Annotated in this window: 16 protein-coding genes and 1 pseudogene; 9 read left to right on the forward strand and 8 right to left on the reverse strand. The window is 71.3% G+C overall.

Going from position 1 to position 15,739, the window contains the following annotated elements; all coding sequences use genetic code 11:
* The first annotated feature begins 7 nt into the window (after window positions 1-7).
* Window positions 8-919, forward strand: a complete 912-nt coding sequence (locus tag ACO0M4_RS16160; protein ID WP_430370902.1) for a helix-turn-helix domain-containing protein — start codon at window positions 8-10, stop codon at window positions 917-919.
* Between the two features lie 134 nt (window positions 920-1,053).
* Here the strand turns inward: ACO0M4_RS16160 and ACO0M4_RS16165 are convergent.
* Window positions 1,054-1,645: pseudogene (locus ACO0M4_RS16165) on the reverse strand (YdcF family protein); the annotation flags it as partial.
* Between the two features lie 186 nt (window positions 1,646-1,831).
* Here ACO0M4_RS16165 and htpG point away from each other — a divergent pair.
* The gene (gene htpG, locus ACO0M4_RS16170; RefSeq protein WP_430370903.1) at window positions 1,832-3,733 is read left to right on the forward strand and encodes a molecular chaperone HtpG; all 1,902 of its coding nucleotides are present in this window, start codon (window positions 1,832-1,834) and stop codon (window positions 3,731-3,733) included.
* A gap of 144 nt (window positions 3,734-3,877) precedes the next feature.
* Here htpG and ACO0M4_RS16175 read toward each other — a convergent pair whose 3' ends face one another.
* Window positions 3,878-4,435, reverse strand: a complete 558-nt coding sequence (locus ACO0M4_RS16175; RefSeq protein WP_430370904.1) for a DinB family protein — start codon at window positions 4,433-4,435, stop codon at window positions 3,878-3,880.
* Between the two features lie 285 nt (window positions 4,436-4,720).
* Here ACO0M4_RS16175 and ACO0M4_RS16180 point away from each other — a divergent pair, with 285 nt between their 5' ends.
* From ACO0M4_RS16180 to ACO0M4_RS16190, 3 genes are all read left to right on the forward strand, one after another.
* On the forward strand, window positions 4,721-5,512 hold the full coding sequence (locus tag ACO0M4_RS16180) for an SDR family oxidoreductase (protein WP_430370906.1): 792 nt from the start codon (window positions 4,721-4,723) through the stop codon (window positions 5,510-5,512).
* A 159-nt stretch (window positions 5,513-5,671) separates the two neighbouring features.
* A complete protein-coding gene (locus tag ACO0M4_RS16185; RefSeq protein WP_430370907.1) occupies window positions 5,672-6,595 on the forward strand; it encodes an LLM class F420-dependent oxidoreductase in 924 nt (307 codons plus the stop codon).
* A gap of 145 nt (window positions 6,596-6,740) precedes the next feature.
* The gene (locus ACO0M4_RS16190; RefSeq protein ID WP_430370908.1) at window positions 6,741-8,345 is read left to right on the forward strand and encodes an ABC-F family ATP-binding cassette domain-containing protein; all 1,605 of its coding nucleotides are present in this window, start codon (window positions 6,741-6,743) and stop codon (window positions 8,343-8,345) included.
* A 116-nt stretch (window positions 8,346-8,461) separates the two neighbouring features.
* Here ACO0M4_RS16190 and ACO0M4_RS16195 read toward each other — a convergent pair whose 3' ends face one another.
* The 4 genes from ACO0M4_RS16195 to ACO0M4_RS16210 form a co-directional block, all read right to left on the reverse strand.
* Window positions 8,462-9,307, reverse strand: coding sequence for a DsbA family protein (locus ACO0M4_RS16195; RefSeq protein ID WP_430370910.1), 846 nt, complete (start codon window positions 9,305-9,307; stop codon window positions 8,462-8,464).
* A gap of 140 nt (window positions 9,308-9,447) precedes the next feature.
* Complete coding sequence (locus ACO0M4_RS16200; RefSeq protein ID WP_430370912.1) at window positions 9,448-9,732, reverse strand: DUF3817 domain-containing protein; 285 nt, start codon at window positions 9,730-9,732, stop codon at window positions 9,448-9,450.
* 1 nt (window position 9,733) lies between these two features.
* A complete protein-coding gene (locus ACO0M4_RS16205; RefSeq protein WP_430370914.1) occupies window positions 9,734-10,216 on the reverse strand; it encodes a DUF2269 family protein in 483 nt (160 codons plus the stop codon).
* A gap of 13 nt (window positions 10,217-10,229) precedes the next feature.
* A complete protein-coding gene (locus ACO0M4_RS16210) occupies window positions 10,230-10,901 on the reverse strand; it encodes a DJ-1/PfpI family protein (protein ID WP_430370916.1) in 672 nt (223 codons plus the stop codon).
* A gap of 190 nt (window positions 10,902-11,091) precedes the next feature.
* Here ACO0M4_RS16210 and ACO0M4_RS16215 point away from each other — a divergent pair, with 190 nt between their 5' ends.
* Window positions 11,092-12,072: a GlxA family transcriptional regulator gene (locus tag ACO0M4_RS16215; RefSeq protein ID WP_430370918.1), complete on the forward strand. Its 981-nt coding sequence runs from the start codon at window positions 11,092-11,094 to the stop codon at window positions 12,070-12,072.
* Here the strand turns inward: ACO0M4_RS16215 and ACO0M4_RS16220 are convergent.
* A complete protein-coding gene (locus ACO0M4_RS16220; protein ID WP_430370920.1) occupies window positions 12,045-12,836 on the reverse strand; it encodes a GNAT family N-acetyltransferase in 792 nt (263 codons plus the stop codon). The genes ACO0M4_RS16215 and ACO0M4_RS16220 overlap by 28 nt on opposite strands.
* A 124-nt stretch (window positions 12,837-12,960) precedes the next feature.
* On the opposite strand from ACO0M4_RS16220, the gene ACO0M4_RS16225 reads away from it, so the two are divergent.
* Entirely contained in the window at window positions 12,961-13,764 is an 804-nt protein-coding gene (locus ACO0M4_RS16225) for an alpha/beta fold hydrolase (protein ID WP_430370921.1), read from the forward strand.
* 109 nt (window positions 13,765-13,873) lie between these two features.
* Here ACO0M4_RS16225 and ACO0M4_RS16230 read toward each other — a convergent pair whose 3' ends face one another.
* Entirely contained in the window at window positions 13,874-14,317 is a 444-nt protein-coding gene (locus ACO0M4_RS16230) for an SRPBCC family protein (RefSeq protein WP_430370923.1), read from the reverse strand.
* Window positions 14,318-14,323: 6 nt separating this feature from the next.
* On the opposite strand from ACO0M4_RS16230, the gene ACO0M4_RS16235 reads away from it, so the two are divergent.
* Window positions 14,324-14,476, forward strand: coding sequence for a hypothetical protein (locus ACO0M4_RS16235; protein ID WP_430370924.1), 153 nt, complete (start codon window positions 14,324-14,326; stop codon window positions 14,474-14,476).
* On the forward strand, window positions 14,473-15,552 hold the full coding sequence (locus tag ACO0M4_RS16240) for an enoyl-CoA hydratase/isomerase family protein (protein ID WP_430370926.1): 1,080 nt from the start codon (window positions 14,473-14,475) through the stop codon (window positions 15,550-15,552). Before ACO0M4_RS16235 ends, ACO0M4_RS16240 begins: the two co-directional genes overlap by 4 nt.
* Window positions 15,553-15,739 lie beyond the last annotated feature (187 nt).

Consider the following 15,739-nt stretch of genomic DNA (forward strand, 5'->3'; position numbering starts at 1 on the left):
AGTTGGGATGACCGCGATGAGGCGGCCTGAAGGCGAGCTGTCGATAGCGCGCTACCTGCAAGAACCGCAGGTGGGGCCCACCGCCGCGCGTATCGTGCTGGGAGCCCAGCTCCGAAAACTGCGCACCGGCGCCGGCATCTCACGCGAAGACGCGGGCAAGGCCATCCGTGGCTCTCACGCCAAGATCACCCGTCTCGAACGGGGCCAAGTCGGCTTCAAGAGACCGGACCTGGCCGATCTTCTGACCCTCTACCAAGTACTCGATCCGGAACGTCGGGACGACTACTTCGAGCTGGCCGACCAGGCCAACTCCGCCGGCTGGTGGCACGAGTACAGCGACGTCCTTGAAGACTGGTTCGAACTCCACCTCGGCCTGGAGGAAGCCGCCGCGCTCATCCGGACCTACCAGGTGCAGTTCCTGCCCGGCCTGCTCCAGACCGAGGAATACGCCCACGCCGTCACCCGCATCGGCTACCCCAACGCGCCGCAGACCAAGGTGGACCGCCTGGTCGCCCTGCGGATGGAACGCCAGCGGCTGCTGACCCGACCGGACGCCCCACGACTGTGGGCGGTGGTCGACGAGGCGGTGCTGCGCCGGCCGTTCGGCGGCACCGAGGTGATGGCCGCCCAACTGCGGTACCTCCTCGAAGCGGTGCAGATGCCGAACGTGACGCTACAGATCGCACCCTTCAGCGTGGGGGCGAACGCGGCGGCCGGTGCGCCGTTCAGCATCCTGCGGTTCGCCGAACCCGAGCTGCCCGACAAGGTCTACCTGGAGCAGCTGACCAGCGCCCTGTACCTGGACAAGCAGGAGTCGGTCGACCAGTACGCCGCGGTTATGGACCGCCTGTGCACCGAGGCCAACACCCCGAAGGACACCCCCGACTTCCTCACCTCGCTGATCGACCAGCTCGCCTGACCCGGATCCGGTCTCCCTGGGCTGGGCGCCGGTCGTCCCGCTCAGGGACGGCATCGCCCGGACCTGCCGCGTGCCGCTCCGGCGCCGGGCGCGACGGTTCGTCGGCAGGTCGCGCGGCCTTGCGTTGCGGACGTTCAGCGGACCCACCAGATCAACGCACCGCCCAGGACGAGCAGTAGACACACGCCGAGATTGACCACTTTGTGTGCCAGGAACACCGCGGCGAACTCGCGGATCGTCGCGCTCGGCCAGAAGTACGCGGCGGTGGGGGAGCCCACGACCTGCCCCCCGCACGCCGGTCTTCCGGGCCATCAACGCGGCCCGGAACGCGTGGTAGTTGTTGGTCACCACCACGCACCGGTAGTCCGGATTCGCCTCCGCCATGAGTGCCCGACTGGACTCCAGGTTCTCCTCCGTGGTCCGCGAACGGTCCTCCCGCACGATCCGGTCCGCGGGAAACCCGCGCTCGATGAGGTACTCCGCCCTCGCATGGGACTCCGGAAGCTTCTCGTCCGGCCCCTGGCCCCCGGAGGTCAGCAGCAGCGGCGCGGAACCGCGGGCGACCAGCCGCTCGTACATCGCGCGCCCCCGCTCCAGCCGACTGGCCAGCAGCGGCGGCACCTCGGACCCACCGATCAGCCCGGACCCGAACCGGCGGCGGTCGCGCAGCACGCCGAAACAGAAGAACAGGAAGAACAGGAAGAACAGGATCGCGGGGGCATAGGCCAACATGCCCGCATCGTAGACAGCCTGCGCAGGTCCATGATCCTTTCGTTGCACGAAGCGGACCGGTTGCCGCAGACTCGTGACACCGCTGTGCACCCATCCGATCACCTACTGGCGGACGCTCTTCATTACAGTGACGGCGTCAGTTATCGGTGATCCACGGACCAAGTGAGGTAAAAGCCCACCATGCCGACCGAAACGTTTGAGTTCCAGGTAGAGGCCCGTCAGCTGCTCCAGCTGATGATCCACTCGATCTACTCGAACAAGGACGTCTTCCTGCGTGAACTCGTCTCCAACGCCTCCGACGCGCTGGACAAGCTGCGCCTGGCCGCGCTGCGCGACGACTCACTCGACGCTGACGTCTCCGACCTGCACATCGAGCTGGAGATCGACGAGGACGCCCGCACGCTCACGGTGCGGGACAACGGCATCGGGATGTCGTACGACGAGGTCGGGCAGCTCATCGGCACGATCGCCAACTCGGGCACGGCCGAGTTCCTTCGAGAGCTGCGGGAGGCGAAGGACGCCGCCGGCGCGGAGGGGCTGATCGGCCAGTTCGGCGTCGGCTTCTACTCCGGCTTCATGGTGGCGGACGAGGTCACCCTGCTGACGCGGCGCGCGGGCGAGACGAAGGGCACCCGCTGGACGTCCCGCGGCGAGGGCACCTACACCCTGGAGGAGACCGACGACGTGCCGCAGGGCACCTCGATCACGCTGCACCTCAAGCCGGCCGACCCCAACAACCAGCTGCACGACTACACCTCGGTGTGGAAGATCAAGGAGATCGTCAAGCGCTACTCGGACTTCATCACCTGGCCCGTCAAGCTGGTCGGGCAGCCGGCGGGCGAGGACGACGGGCCGGCCGAACCCGAGACCCTGAACTCGATGAAGGCGCTGTGGGCGCGTTCCCGTGACGAGGTGTCCGAGGACGAGTACCACGAGCTGTACAAGCACATCAGCCACGACTGGCGCGACCCGCTGGAGACCATCCAGCTGCAGGCCGAGGGGACCTTCGAGTACCAGGCCCTGCTGTTCGTCCCGTCGCACGCCCCGCACGACCTGTTCACCCAGGACTTCAAGCGCGGGGTGCAGCTGTACGTGAAGCGCGTGTTCATCATGGACGACTGCGAGGCGCTGCTGCCGCCGTACCTCCGCTTCGTCAAGGGCGTGGTCGACGCACAGGACCTCTCGCTCAACGTCTCCCGCGAGATCCTGCAGCAGGACCGGCACATCCAGATGATGCAGCGGCGGCTGACGAAGAAGGTGCTGTCGTCGATCAAGAGCATGATGACCAACAACGCCGAGCATTACGCCACGTTCTGGCGGGAGTTCGGCGCCGTGCTGAAGGAAGGGCTGGTCACCGACTCCGACAACAGCGACGCCGTGCTCGCGGTGTCGTCGTTCGCGACCACGCACGGCGAGGACGAGACGGTCACGCTGGCGCAGTACGTCGAGCGGATGCGGGACGGGCAGGAGGACATCTACTACATCACCGGCCAGTCCCGGCAGAGCATCGACAACTCCCCCCACGTGGAGGCCCTCCGGGAGCGGGGCATCGAGGTACTCCTGCTCACGGACCCCGTCGACGAGGTGTGGGTCGACGCAGTGGGTGAGTTCGAGGGCAAGCGGCTCCAGTCGATCGTCAAGGGGGAGATCGACCTCGGTGCGCAGGGGGACGAGAAGTCCGAGGGCGAGCGGGAGAAGCAGGCCGAGGAGTACGCGGGCCTGCTCGACTGGATGGGGGAGCAACTGGACGAGGACGTCAAGCAGGTGCGCCTGTCGTCGCGCTTGACGGTGTCGCCGGCCTGCGTCGTCGCGGACGCGGACGATATGACACCGGCGTTGGAGAACATGTACCGGGCCATGGGCCAGGAAGTGCCGCGCACCAAGCGCATCCTCGAACTCAACCCCGGCCACCAGCTGGTGAAGGGCCTGAACCAGGCGTACCGGGAACGCGAGGACCGCTCCGACCTCACCGAGACCGCCGAATTGCTCTACTCCTTGGCCGTCTTGGCGGAGGGCGGCCGGCCGGCCGATCCCGCACGCTTCGTGAAGGTCGTGGCGGACCGCCTGGAACGCACCCTGTGACCATCCCCCGCTCCGCGACGGGGGGATGAACGGGGAGACCCTCATGCGCGGGTCTCCCCCCCCTTCGTATCGGCGCCCCCGAACCTGTCGTCACGCTCCCGTCCTCCGCCCGGCAGGCGGACGACGGGAGCGTGGCGACAGCACCTACCCCATGCTCTTGGCACCGTCCAGGGCCTCACGGATGATGTCGGCGTGGCCGGCGTGCTGAGCGGTCTCCGCGGCGATGTGCATCAGCACCCGGCGGGCCGACCACTGCGCATCGGCCTCGAACCAAGGGGCCTTGGGCAGTGGCCACGAGCGGCCCAGGTCGGGCAGGGTGGCGATCACCTCGTCGGTCCGGCGGGCCACTTCCTCGTACGCGGCCAATACGCCGGCCAGCGTCTCCCCTGGCAGCAGCCGGAAATCGTCTGCTCGACGGGCCCAGTCGGACTCGGTCATCGCCGTGAAGTCCGGCAGCGCCGAGGGGCCGTTCAGGATGAAGTCCACCCAGAGCCGCTCGGCCGAGGTGACGTGCTTGATCAGGCCGCCCAGGCACAACTCGCTGGCGGTGGTCCGCAGTCCGGCCTGCTCGTCGGTGAGGTCCCGGGTGGTGAAGCGCAGGAAATGCCGGTGCTTGGCGAGGCTTTCAAGCCATTCGGCGCGCTCATCAGTGACGGCCGGCTGCGCGGTCAGGTCGCGGGTGGTCACGTCGTTGTCGGTCATGGTCTTCGCCTTTCGGTGTTCCCGTTCCGTCGGTCAGGACCACGCTAAAGACCATCGAGGTCAGTTTCTGTCCTAGATGCCTCGGAACCCTTGGTTCCCCTGGATCCCAGAAGGCGGAGTCGATCGAGGCGGGAGCCAACCCTCGGTATCCGTACCGCCGTCGGCCGCCGCCCGACCCCTCCGTCGGAGTGCCGCAGCTTGACTCTGACATCCGTGTGAGGCTTTAGCGTCCCGATCACCAGCGCGCGCACCAGCGCCCGCACACCAAAGAGGGACTCACCTGCCATGACCCACAACCCCCGCCCGCTCGACGAAAAGATCGCCCTGGTCACCGGTGGCAGCCGGGGGATCGGGCGCGCCATTGCCGAACGACTCGGCCGCGACGGGGCCGTGGTCGCGCTGACCTACGCCCGCGACGCGGCTGCGGCGGACGAGGTGGTCGCAACGATCCGCAAGGACGGCGGCCGCGCCGTCGCGCTGCACGCGCCGCTCGGCCACCGGGGCGACGCCGTCGACCTGTGGTCGGCCTTCGACGAACGGATCACGGAATGCGCCCCCGGGACGGGGACGCAGCCGGCGGTCGACATCATCGTCAACAACGCGGGAATCGCGATGCTGGCGGCCCTTCCCGCACTGACCGAGGACGACTTCGACAGGGTCTTCGCGGTCAACGTCCGCGCCCCGTTCTTCGTCGTACGGGAGGGGCTCAAGCGTCTGCGGGACGGCGGCCGGATCATCAACGTCTCCAGCGGCGCCGGTCGTCTGGCCATGCCCGAGGCCATCGCCTACGGCGCCACCAAGGGCGCGCTGGACAACTTCACCCTCAATCTGGCCAAGGAACTGGGCTCCCGAGGCATCACTGCCAACGCGGTGGCGCCGGGGATCATCGACACCGACGTGAACGCCGAGTGGCTGCGCGGCAACCCGGCCGCAGAGGCGGACGCCGCCGCACGGGCCGCGTTGGGCCGGGTCGGCCAGCCGGACGACGTGGCCGATGTCGTAGCATTCCTCGCCTCGCACGACGCGCGGTGGGTCACCGGCAAGGTGATCGACGCCACCGGCGGCGTCAGGCTGTGAAAGCAGTCGGAAGAGCAGGAGCAAGCTGATGACCGGGAGCGTCGTGAGCGCGGGCGGCGAGGCCCGCCCCTGACCACCCGGCCCCATGACAAACGCCCGGCATCAAGCCGTCACACAAAAACGGGAATCAGGCATCAACCCGGACTGTTTTGAAGGGACATGACTGTTGGAGTTTCCCTCAATCCGATCGACCCCACGAATCAGATCGACGCGAGCGTGCAGCTCGCCAAGGAGGCCGCGGACGCCGGACTGCGCTCCGCCTGGTTCGGCCAGACCTTCGGCGCGGACTCGCCCCAGCTCGCCGCGATCGTCGGCCGCGAAGTACCGGGGTTGCACGTGGGCACGTCCGCCATCCCCGTCTTCGGGCGGCACCCGCTGCACGTCTCCAGTCAGGCCCAGACCGCGCAGGCGGCCACGCACGGCCGCTACCACCTCGGACTCGCCCTCGGCACCAAACTCCTGACCGAGGTGGGCTTCGGCATCCCCTTCGAGCGGCCCATCGCCCGGCTGCGTGAATTCCTCACCGCGGTACGGCAGTTGAACGAAACCGGCAGTGCCGACTTCCACGGTGAACTGCTCACCGCGACCACGCCGGTCCCGGCCCGGGTGCCCGGTGCGGAGCCCGGCGTCCCGCTGCTGGTCGCCGCCATGGGACCGCAGGCACTGCGGGTCAGCGGCGAGCTGGCCGACGGGATCCTGCCCTACCTCGCCGGACCCCGAGCCCTCGCCGAACACATCGTCCCGGCCGTCACCGCGGCCGCCGAGGCCGCCGGGCGCCCCGCACCCCGGATCGTGGCACTCGTCCACGGCGTGGTCACCGACGACGTCGACGCCGTCCGGGCCACGGTCACCGAGAATCTGGCGTTCTACGAGCAGGTTCCCTCCTACGCCCGGGTCATCGGGCTGTCCGGCGGCCAGCGGGCCGCCGACGTCGCGGTGATCGGTGACGAGAAGAAGGTCGCCGCCGAGGTGCGGCGCTACCGCGACGCCGGAGCGACCGAGGTGGTGTTCGCCGGGACGGAGGTCGCCGGCGCCGCCGACCGACGCCGCACCTGGGCACTCCTGGGCGAGCTGGCGGGCTGACCAGGCACCCCGCCCGGAGAAATGCGGATGCGCCGGCCGGAGGCCGCCCGTTACGGTGTGCGCATGTCTACGCCCCGAATTTCCTAGCCGAGGACCCGCTTCCCCGCCAGAAGTGTGTCCTCGTGCTTTTTCGGAGCGTTAACCCATGATCACCATTCGTGATGTCGAGCTGCGTGCCGGCGCCCGCCTGCTGCTGTCCGATGTGTCGTTCACCATCTCTCCCGGCGACCGGATCGGCCTGGTCGGCCGTAACGGGGCGGGCAAGACCACCCTGATGACCACCCTCGCCGGACGGGCCAAGCCCGCCGCCGGGAGCATCACCCACACCGGCCCGGTCGTCCACCTCGCCCAGGACTCCCGCGCGGCCGACCCGGCCGGGTCCGTCATCGATCGGATCCTCTCCGCCCGCCACTTGGACGCCGCCCTGCGCCGGCTCCGCGCGGCCGAGTCCGCGATGGCGGACGCCGACGGCCCCCGCGGGCTGGAACGGGCGATGGCCGCCTACGCCCACGCGGAGGCCGCCTTCCAGGCCGGCGGCGGATACGCGGCGGAGGCCGAGGCCGCCCGGGTGGCCGCGGGCCTCGGCCTGCCGGAGCGGGCACTGGCCGGGCCGGTCGGAGCGCTCTCCGGCGGCCAGCGGCGCCGGGTCGAACTGGCCCGCATCCTGTTCGCCGGGCACGACGGCACCCTGCTGCTGGACGAGCCCACCAACCACCTCGACGCCGACTCCCTCGGCTGGCTCCGCACCTTCCTCCGGACCCACCAGGGCGGACTGGTCGTGATCAGCCACGACACCGGCCTGCTCGCGGACGTCGTGAACCGCGTCTTCCACCTCGACGCCACCCGCGCGACGATCGACCTCCACAACACCGGCTGGACCACGTACCTCGCGCAGCGGGAGACGGACGCCCGACGCCGCACCCGCGAACGGGCCAACGCCGAACGCAAGGCCACGGCCCTGCACGCCCAGGCGGAGAAGATGAAGGCCCGCTCGGCCACCGCCGTGATGGCCAAGAGCATGGCCCGCCGCGCCGACCGCATGCTGGCCGACCTGGAACCGGCCCGACGGACCGAGAAGGTCGCCAGGATCCGGCTGCCCGAACCGCAACCCTGCGGACGGATGCCGCTCGGTGCGATCAGCCTCGCCAAGTCCTACGGCGACCACGCGGTCCTCACCGGCGTGGACCTCGCCGTGGACCGGGGCAGCCGCTTGGTGATCCTCGGCCTCAACGGCGCTGGGAAGACCACCCTGCTCCGCCTCCTGGCCGGCGCGGAAACCCCGGATGCCGGTCGCGTGGTGCACGGCCAGGGGCTACGACTCGGCTACTTCGCCCAGGAACACGACACCCTCGACGGCGCCCGCACGGTCCGGGAAAACCTGGCGGCGGCCGCCCCGCACCTGACGGACCAGGACGCCCGACGTGTCCTGGGCGCGTTCCTGTTCACCGGGGACGACGCCGACAAGTCCGCCGGAGTCCTCTCCGGCGGAGAGAAGACCCGCCTGGCGCTGGCCGGGCTGGTCCACTCCGGAGCCAATGTGCTGCTGCTGGACGAGCCGACCAACAACCTCGACCCGGCCTCCCGCGACGAGGTCCTGTCCGCGGTCGACTCCTATCCCGGCGCGATCGTGATGGTCACCCACGACGAGGGCGCCCTCGATGCCCTGCGCCCCGACCGCGTGCTGCTTCTGCCGGACGCGGACGAGGACCTGTGGAGCGAGGAGTACCGGGACCTGGTTGCCCTCGCCTGACCGATCCGGCCTCAGCGGACCTACTTGGACCGATCAGGGTTGATCAGGGCGGACAGCGATCGAATCGGGCCCCGGCCGCGTCGGCGGCCGGGGCCCGGGATCACGCTGCCCTCACCTCACGGCGTGGGCGTGGCCGTGGGCGCGGGGCTGGCCGGGGCGGCGGCCGCCACCTGACGCGCCTCCTTGGCCACCAGCGCGGCCAGCTTGCTCGGCGTCAGCTGCTTCGCCGGGTCCGCGAGGGTCTGTCCGTTGATCTGGACGACGGGGACCGGCCCCAGGCCCGAGGCGGCGTAATCCTCCTGCGACTTCTTCACCCACCCCTGGCGCTGGTTGCGGTCCAGGCACAGGTCGAACGTGTCGTGCTGGATCTTCCCGGCCTTCTTCGCGATCGCCTTGAGGAGCTTGGGGTCCTTGAGGCCGTCGGTCTGCGGAGCCGGCTGGCGCTTCCAGAGCTCGTCCATGAACTCGGGGAAGCGGCCCTGGTCCTGCGCACAGGCGGCCGCGGCGGCGGCTTCCTTCGCACCGGTCCCCCCGTACTGCTGATCGCTCTGGGTGACCAGGCGGTACTCGACCTGGGCCTGGCCGGACGCGAGGAGCTGCGAGAACGTGGCGGCGTACTGCTGGGCGAAATCGCGGGAGCGGGGGCTCCGCGGGTCCTCGTACACCGTCAGCGTGACCGGCACGGTCGGCTTGACCGGCAGGGCCAGCTTCGTGGCGTCCGACGTGCCCACGGCACCGGAGGGCGCCTCGAACGCGGTCGCCTCACTGGCCCGGGAGAACTGGCCGACCACGACGGCTGCCCCGCAGACCACGGCGAGGCCGACGGCGGTCAGCGTGTAGGTGCGCCACTTGCCGCCGGAGCTCTTTGTCGTCGTGTCGTCGTTGTTCGTGTTCCCTGCGGAGGCCACCATGCGCACCCTTTCACCAGGCAGTTCGATGTGCTTGCCGACGGCGCCGATCACAAAACCGCGCCGTCCTCAGCCGCTACCGCGGGGAGCGGGCACAGCTGCGGCACGCACAGTGTGGCAGCATCCGCCGGCCACCCCGGGCTCGGGGCCCGCGCGCTGCTCCGGCCGGGGCGGCCGGAGGCGCCGCACCCCGGTCAGGAAGCTCGGACGGCGAGCGGACCGGTGTGCGTGAGTCTGTGCAGGGCGAGCAGGCCGCCGATGCCGGGGAGACACGCGAGGATAACCGGCCGACCGGTGCGTTGCGGATCGCGGGCGACCGCTCCGATGGTGAAGAGGTACGCGCAGCCGTGGAGGGGGCCGGCGAGCGAGGCGACGGCCGGCAGGTGGACCGTCGCGAGGTTGGTCAGCAGAACGATCAGCGAGATCAGCTCGACGGTGGCGGCGGTGCGCAGTGGGCGGCGGGGATACGGATCGGGCACGTCAGGCTCCTGTGGACGAACCGGGGCGGACGATCATGAGGATGGTCACGGCCGCCCAGAGGAAGTTGAACAGGCCGGTGAACATGGCCAGTTGAGAGGTTCCGGCACGGTCCGGGGCGGCCGGTGCGTCCTCGTCGAGGGCGGCCACCAGCAGGTCCTGCCGCGGCAGCACGAGGACGGCCAGGACGCCGGCGGCGGCCGCGGTCAGCACGATGGAGGTGAGCAGCCAGCCGTCGCCGAGGACTCCCATGGCGGAGGCGGTGGCGAAGCCGAGGACCGGCACGGCCAGGCCGACCCCGGCGTACACCCGGCAGATGCGGTGCAGCAGGCGTACGGTGCCCACCGCCTCCGGCCGGTCGGCCGCCCCGTGGCCCCGCGCCCCGGCACGGCGGACGGCGGGCGGGAACATGCTGGCGGCCACGGTGACCGGGCCGACCGCGATGATGGCGGCCAGCACGTGCAGCGAGAGCAGGATCTTCGTCATCGGGTGGCCGCCGTCACAGGGCGAGGGCCGGAACGGCACCGGTGGCCGACCAGACGATCCCGCGGCGCTCGTACACCAGGGCCTGCTCGACGGCGCACGCCACCCGGGGGCCGATTTCCCGTTCGACGAGGTGCAGCGCGAGGTCCAGGCCCGAGGTGACCCCGCCGCTGGTGAGGAGGTCACCGTCGTCGACGACCCGGGCGTCGACGTGCTGGGCGCCGGTGCCGTCCAGGAGCTGTCGGCCGAGGTGGTGGGTGGTGACCGGGCGTCCCTGGGCGAGTCCGGCCATCGCCACGATCAGGGATCCGCCGCAGACCGCCGCCACCAGTGTCTCCGGCCGGGCCAGCGCGGCACCGACCAGGCGCGGCAGAGCGGTGTCGAGGGCGCGGTGCAGGATCGCCGGGATCGTCCGCGCCCGCTCCGCCTCGGTCAGCCCCGCCGGATCGCTCAGCTCGCCCACCGCGCCGGGCAGGACGACGAGGTCGGCGCGCTCCGGGTCCAGTGCCGCGGTGGCCCGCAGGGACACGTCCGCCAGCCCGCTGGGAACCTCCCGCGGCCCTTCGGCACTGACCAGCTCCGTACGGACGGCGCCGGCGGTGAGTTCACCGGCGCAGTGCAGTACCTCGTAGGGCGCGACGACGTCCAACGGGTCGAATCCGTCGAACAGAACGAACTGGGCGAGCATGCGGTGCCTCTTCTCCGGTCGTGATCACCAGTGCCCGACCCACGCTAGGAAGATCGACGGAGCCCGCACAGCGGCTGGAACGACAATGAGCAACGGATTCCCGCCAGCCCTCACACAGGGGCATCCAGCAGCACGGGAGCCGCCCACCTCGCACTCTGGCTGCTGGCGGGAACCCGACTATCGTGTGGCCATGCACACGGTGGCCATCCTCGCCCTCGACCACGTGGTGCCGTTCGATCTGGCGGCCCCCCTGGAGATCTTCGGCCGCACCCGGCTGCCCGACGGCCGCCGTCCGTACCGGACGCGGATCTGCGCCCCCACCCCACAGGTGCGGACCGAGGGCTTCGCCCTGCACGTCGAACGGGGACTGGAAGCACTGGCAGAGGCCGACACGGTCATCGTGCCTGGCTGTGCGGAACGGGCCCCCGCACCGCCTCCGGAGGCACTGCGCGCACTCCGCGCCGCCGCGGCCGCCGGGACCCGGATCGCCTCGGTCTGCGTCGGCGCCTTCGTCCTGGCCGAAGCGGGGCTGCTGGACGGTCTGCGGGCCACCACCCACTGGGTGGCGGCGGCCGAACTCGCCCGCCGCTACCCGCGCATCGACGTTCAGCCCGATGTGCTCTACGTCGACAACGGCCAGATCCTCACCTCGGCCGGTGCCGCGGCGAGCATGGACCTGTGCCTGCACATGATCCGCCGCGACCTCGGCTCGGCGGTCGCCGCGGACGCGGCACGGATGTCCGTCATGCCGCTGGAACGGGAAGGCGGCCAGGCGCAGTTCATCGTCCACGCACATCCGCCGGTGCCGCAGGGCTCCACGCTCCAGCCCGTACTGGACTGGATCGAGGACGACCTCGCCCACGACATCACCCTCAAGGACATGGCGCACCGCGCCGGCATGAGCGAGCGGACCTTCAGCCGGCGCTTCCGCGAACAGACCGGCACCACCCCGGTGCAATGGGTGCTCCGGGCCCGGGTCCGCCGGGCCCAGTACCTCCTGGAGAACACCGACCACCCGGTCGAACGCATCGCCCACCAGGCCGGTTTCGGCTCGCCGACCGCCTTCCGCGAACGGTTCCGCCGGGTGGTCGGCACCACCCCGCACGCCTACCGCACCGCCTTCCAGGGCCGGTCCGCCGCGGGTCAGGGCCGGGGCGGCGACCAGACGTAGGGCGTGGTGGTGGTGACGGCGCGGAAGCCCAGCCGCCGCAGGATGGGGGCGCTGTCCGCGGAGGCGTCGACTTGGAGGAACCGGACGCCGCGGGCCACGGCGAGTTCGGCGCGGGCGGCGACCAGCGCACGGTAGATGCCCCGGCCGCGCCACTGGGGGACCGTCGAACCACCCCACAGACCGGCGAACTCGGTGCCCTCGCGGAACACCAACCACGCCGCGCAGACCACCTCGCCGCCGGCCTCGGCCACCATGACGGCGATCCCGTCCGGGTCCGCCGCGACCCGGCTGATCAGGTCCTCGCCGAGCCAGCTCCAGTCCTGCCCCCAGACCGCCGACTCCATCGCGGCGATGCGGTGCATGTCGGCGTCCGCGGTCACCTGCCGCAGGACGACGCCGTCCGGCAGGACCGGAGCCGCGGCCCGCTCGTCCGCCCGGCCGATGAGCACCGTCTCCGGCTCCTCGGGGACGAAGCCCGCGGCACGCAGCCGGTCGGTGAGGTCCGCCGGCCGGTCGTGCCCGCGGGTCTTCCACTCCACCGCCTCGCCGCGGGCGGCGAAGTAGTCACGCTGGCGGGCGATCAGCTGGTCCAGTTCTGCACCGCGCACGCCGACGTCCGACGGGGTGCTCACGAAGCCGCGGAACTGGCCGACGACCCGCAGCACCGGACCGTCCTGTTCGTAGCAGACCCCGTGGGGAGGGGTCGGCGGTACGCCCCGCATCTGCTCTTCGTAGGCCGCGAGCAAGCCGTCGATGTCCGTCACGCACACGACAGTACGGGCGGTGGCAACTGGTTTTCCGGGCCCGGCCGGTGCGTTGGGCCCGGCAGGCGCCGCGGTTATCGTCGTCCACCACCCCTCGTCAGATCGGACTCGGAGAGGCACCACCATGACTTCGACCATGACCATGGAGACCGTGACGGTGCGGGGCCGGCGACTGGCCTACGCGGATTCCGGTGGCCCGGGGGTGCCGGTGCTGGCCCTGCACGGGCACTTCGGCCGGGCCCGGGCGTTCGCCGGACTGGCCGCCGCCCTGGCACCGGAGTTCCGGGTGATCGCATTGGAGCAACGTGGCCACGGGCTCAGCGCACACGACGACGACATGTCCCCGGACGCCTACGTGGCCGACGCCGCCGCGTTCGTGCGGGCGAGGGGGCTGGGGCCGCTGGTGCTGCTCGGCCATTCGATGGGCGGGGTCGTGGCCTTCCGGTTGGCCGCGCGCCATCCGGAACTGGCCCGGGCGCTGATCATCGAGGAGGCCGGCGCACTCAACCGCCGGCCCGAGGTGGCCCATCCGGTTCTGGACGTCCGGGACTGGCCGCGCCGCGCACCGACGCTGGGCGAGCTGCGCCGCCAGGTGGAGGCCCGCGGGATCCCGGACGCGAGCTACTTCCTGGAGAGCGCCGTCGAACGCCCCGACGGCTGGGGATTCCTCTTCGGCCACGAGGACATGGTGCGGTCACAGGAAGCGCTGATCGGTGACTGGTGGCCCGACTGGCTGGCCACCAACTGTCCGGCGCTGCTGCTGCACGGCCTGGACAGTTTCGTGCTGCCGACGTCGATGGCACGGGAGATGGCGGAGCGACGGCCGGCCACCACCCTCCGGGAGTTCCCCGGGTGCGGCCACTGGCTGCACGGCGACGATCCGGCCGGATTCGCCACGGCCGTAAGGGAGTTCCTCACCGCGCTGTGAGGGGCCGCGGCGGTCGGCCCGTACGCGGTCGGCCCGTACGGCCGGCTCCGGGGGTGCGGTGCACCGGCCGGGCGCTGTCAGGCACGGGCTACGGGCCGACACGCACGGGCTACGGGCCGAGCAGGCCGTCCACGACACGGCCGTACAACCACCGCGCCGACCGGGCCACCACTGGGCGGAAGACGCCGGGAATCCCGCGCGGGCGCACCTCGCCGCGCCAGACGACGCGACAACCCCCGGCCCCGGGACCCACCTCGATCTCGGCCCACCCGGCCACGACCCGCCCCCGCTTCGCCAGCCGGCACCGGCCCGCCGCCACCGCGCCGGCGGCGTCCGGCGGTTCCCACCGCACGACGTGCATCACGTCGTCGAACCCGAGCGGGCCGAGGCCGGTACGGGCGACGAACGTGGTCCCCTCCCGGGTGGGCGGTGGTGTCGTCACGGTGAGCGTGGTGAACGGCACGTGCGCGGCGTGGGCTTCCCAGTCCGTCAGCCGTTGCCACGCGACGTCGGGGGAGAGGGGCGTTGTACGTTCGACCCGGAACACGGCCACCGGCCCATGCTAAACAGCCGGCGCAGCGCCGGATCCCGCAACGCCCAGGGCACGGAGAACATCGTCAGCGAGACCCGTGCCCCACTCCCGGAAGGAACCGTCACCACCATGCGCACCATTACCGCCACCACCACCGGCACCACGGAGGTGTCCCAGTGACCGCCGACGACACCGTGCTGCTGCGGACCGAGGGCCGGGCCGCCTACCTCACCCTCAACCGCCCACGGGTACTCAACGCCCTCACCCACGCCATGGTGCGCCGGATAGACCAGGCGCTCACCGCCTGGGAGTCCGACCCGGCCGTCGAGACCGTCGTGCTCACCGGCGCGGGGGAGCGCGGCCTGTGCGCGGGCGGCGACATCCGCGCCATCCACGACGACGTCCGCACCGGCGGCGGGTCGGCCTCGGCCGCCTTCTGGCGCGACGAGTACCGGCTCAACGCGCGGATCGCGCACTACCCCAAGCCGTACGTCGCCGTGATGGACGGCATCGTCATGGGCGGTGGGGTCGGCGTGTCCGGACACGGCAGCGTCCGCATCGTCACCGAGCGGTCCCGGATCGCGATGCCGGAGACCGGTATCGGCTTCGTCCCCGACGTCGGTGGCACCCACCTCCTCGCCCAGGCACCCGGCGAACTCGGCACCCACCTGGCACTGACGGGCACTCAGATCGGCGCGGGCGACGCCCTGTTGTGCGGCCTCGCCGACCGTTTCGTGCCCGCCGCGTCCCTGTCCCAGCTGCTCGCGGACCTCGCCCACGTCCCCGCGCACGAGGCCGTCGGCCGGTACGTCGAACAGGCGCCGCTGGGCGAACTCGCCGCGCGGCGGTCGTGGATCGATGTCTGCTACGCCGCCGACACCGTCGAGGAGATCCTCGAACGGCTGCCGGTCGACGACGACCAGGCGGCCAAGGAAGCCGCGGAAACCCTGTTCACCAGGTCGCCGACCTCGCTCAAGGTCACCCTGGCCGCATTGCGCCGGGCCCGCCGACTGGGCTCCCTGGAACGCGTTCTGGACCAGGAGTACCGCGTCTCCTGCGCGGCCTTGTCCGCTCCCGACCTGGTCGAGGGCATCCGGGCCCAGGTGATCGACAAGAACCGCACCCCGCGGTGGTCCCCGGCCACCCTCGCCGAGGTGACCGACGCGGACGTCGCCCGCTTCTTCGCGCCGCTCGGCGACCGCGAACTCCGACTCGCCACCGGCCCCGAGACCGGACCGGTGACCACCGGCGGCTGACCGGACGGACCACTGACGACGCCACCGACCGTCCGTCCCGGGCACCGCCCGGGGCACGGGGGCTACAGCGTGCGCGTCGTGAACGGCACTGTTGGGGTCGGGCCGGTGGTCCGTGCACGGCCCGCAGGGCACGAAGTCGAACTTCTCGTACGGCTTCCTGGCGGGCCGGAGGTACCGCGACCGGCCG

Origin of the sequence: Streptomyces sp. RGM 3693, assembly GCF_050471125.1 — a bacterium.
In the GTDB taxonomy this organism is placed as follows: Bacteria; Actinomycetota; Actinomycetes; order Streptomycetales; family Streptomycetaceae; genus Streptomyces.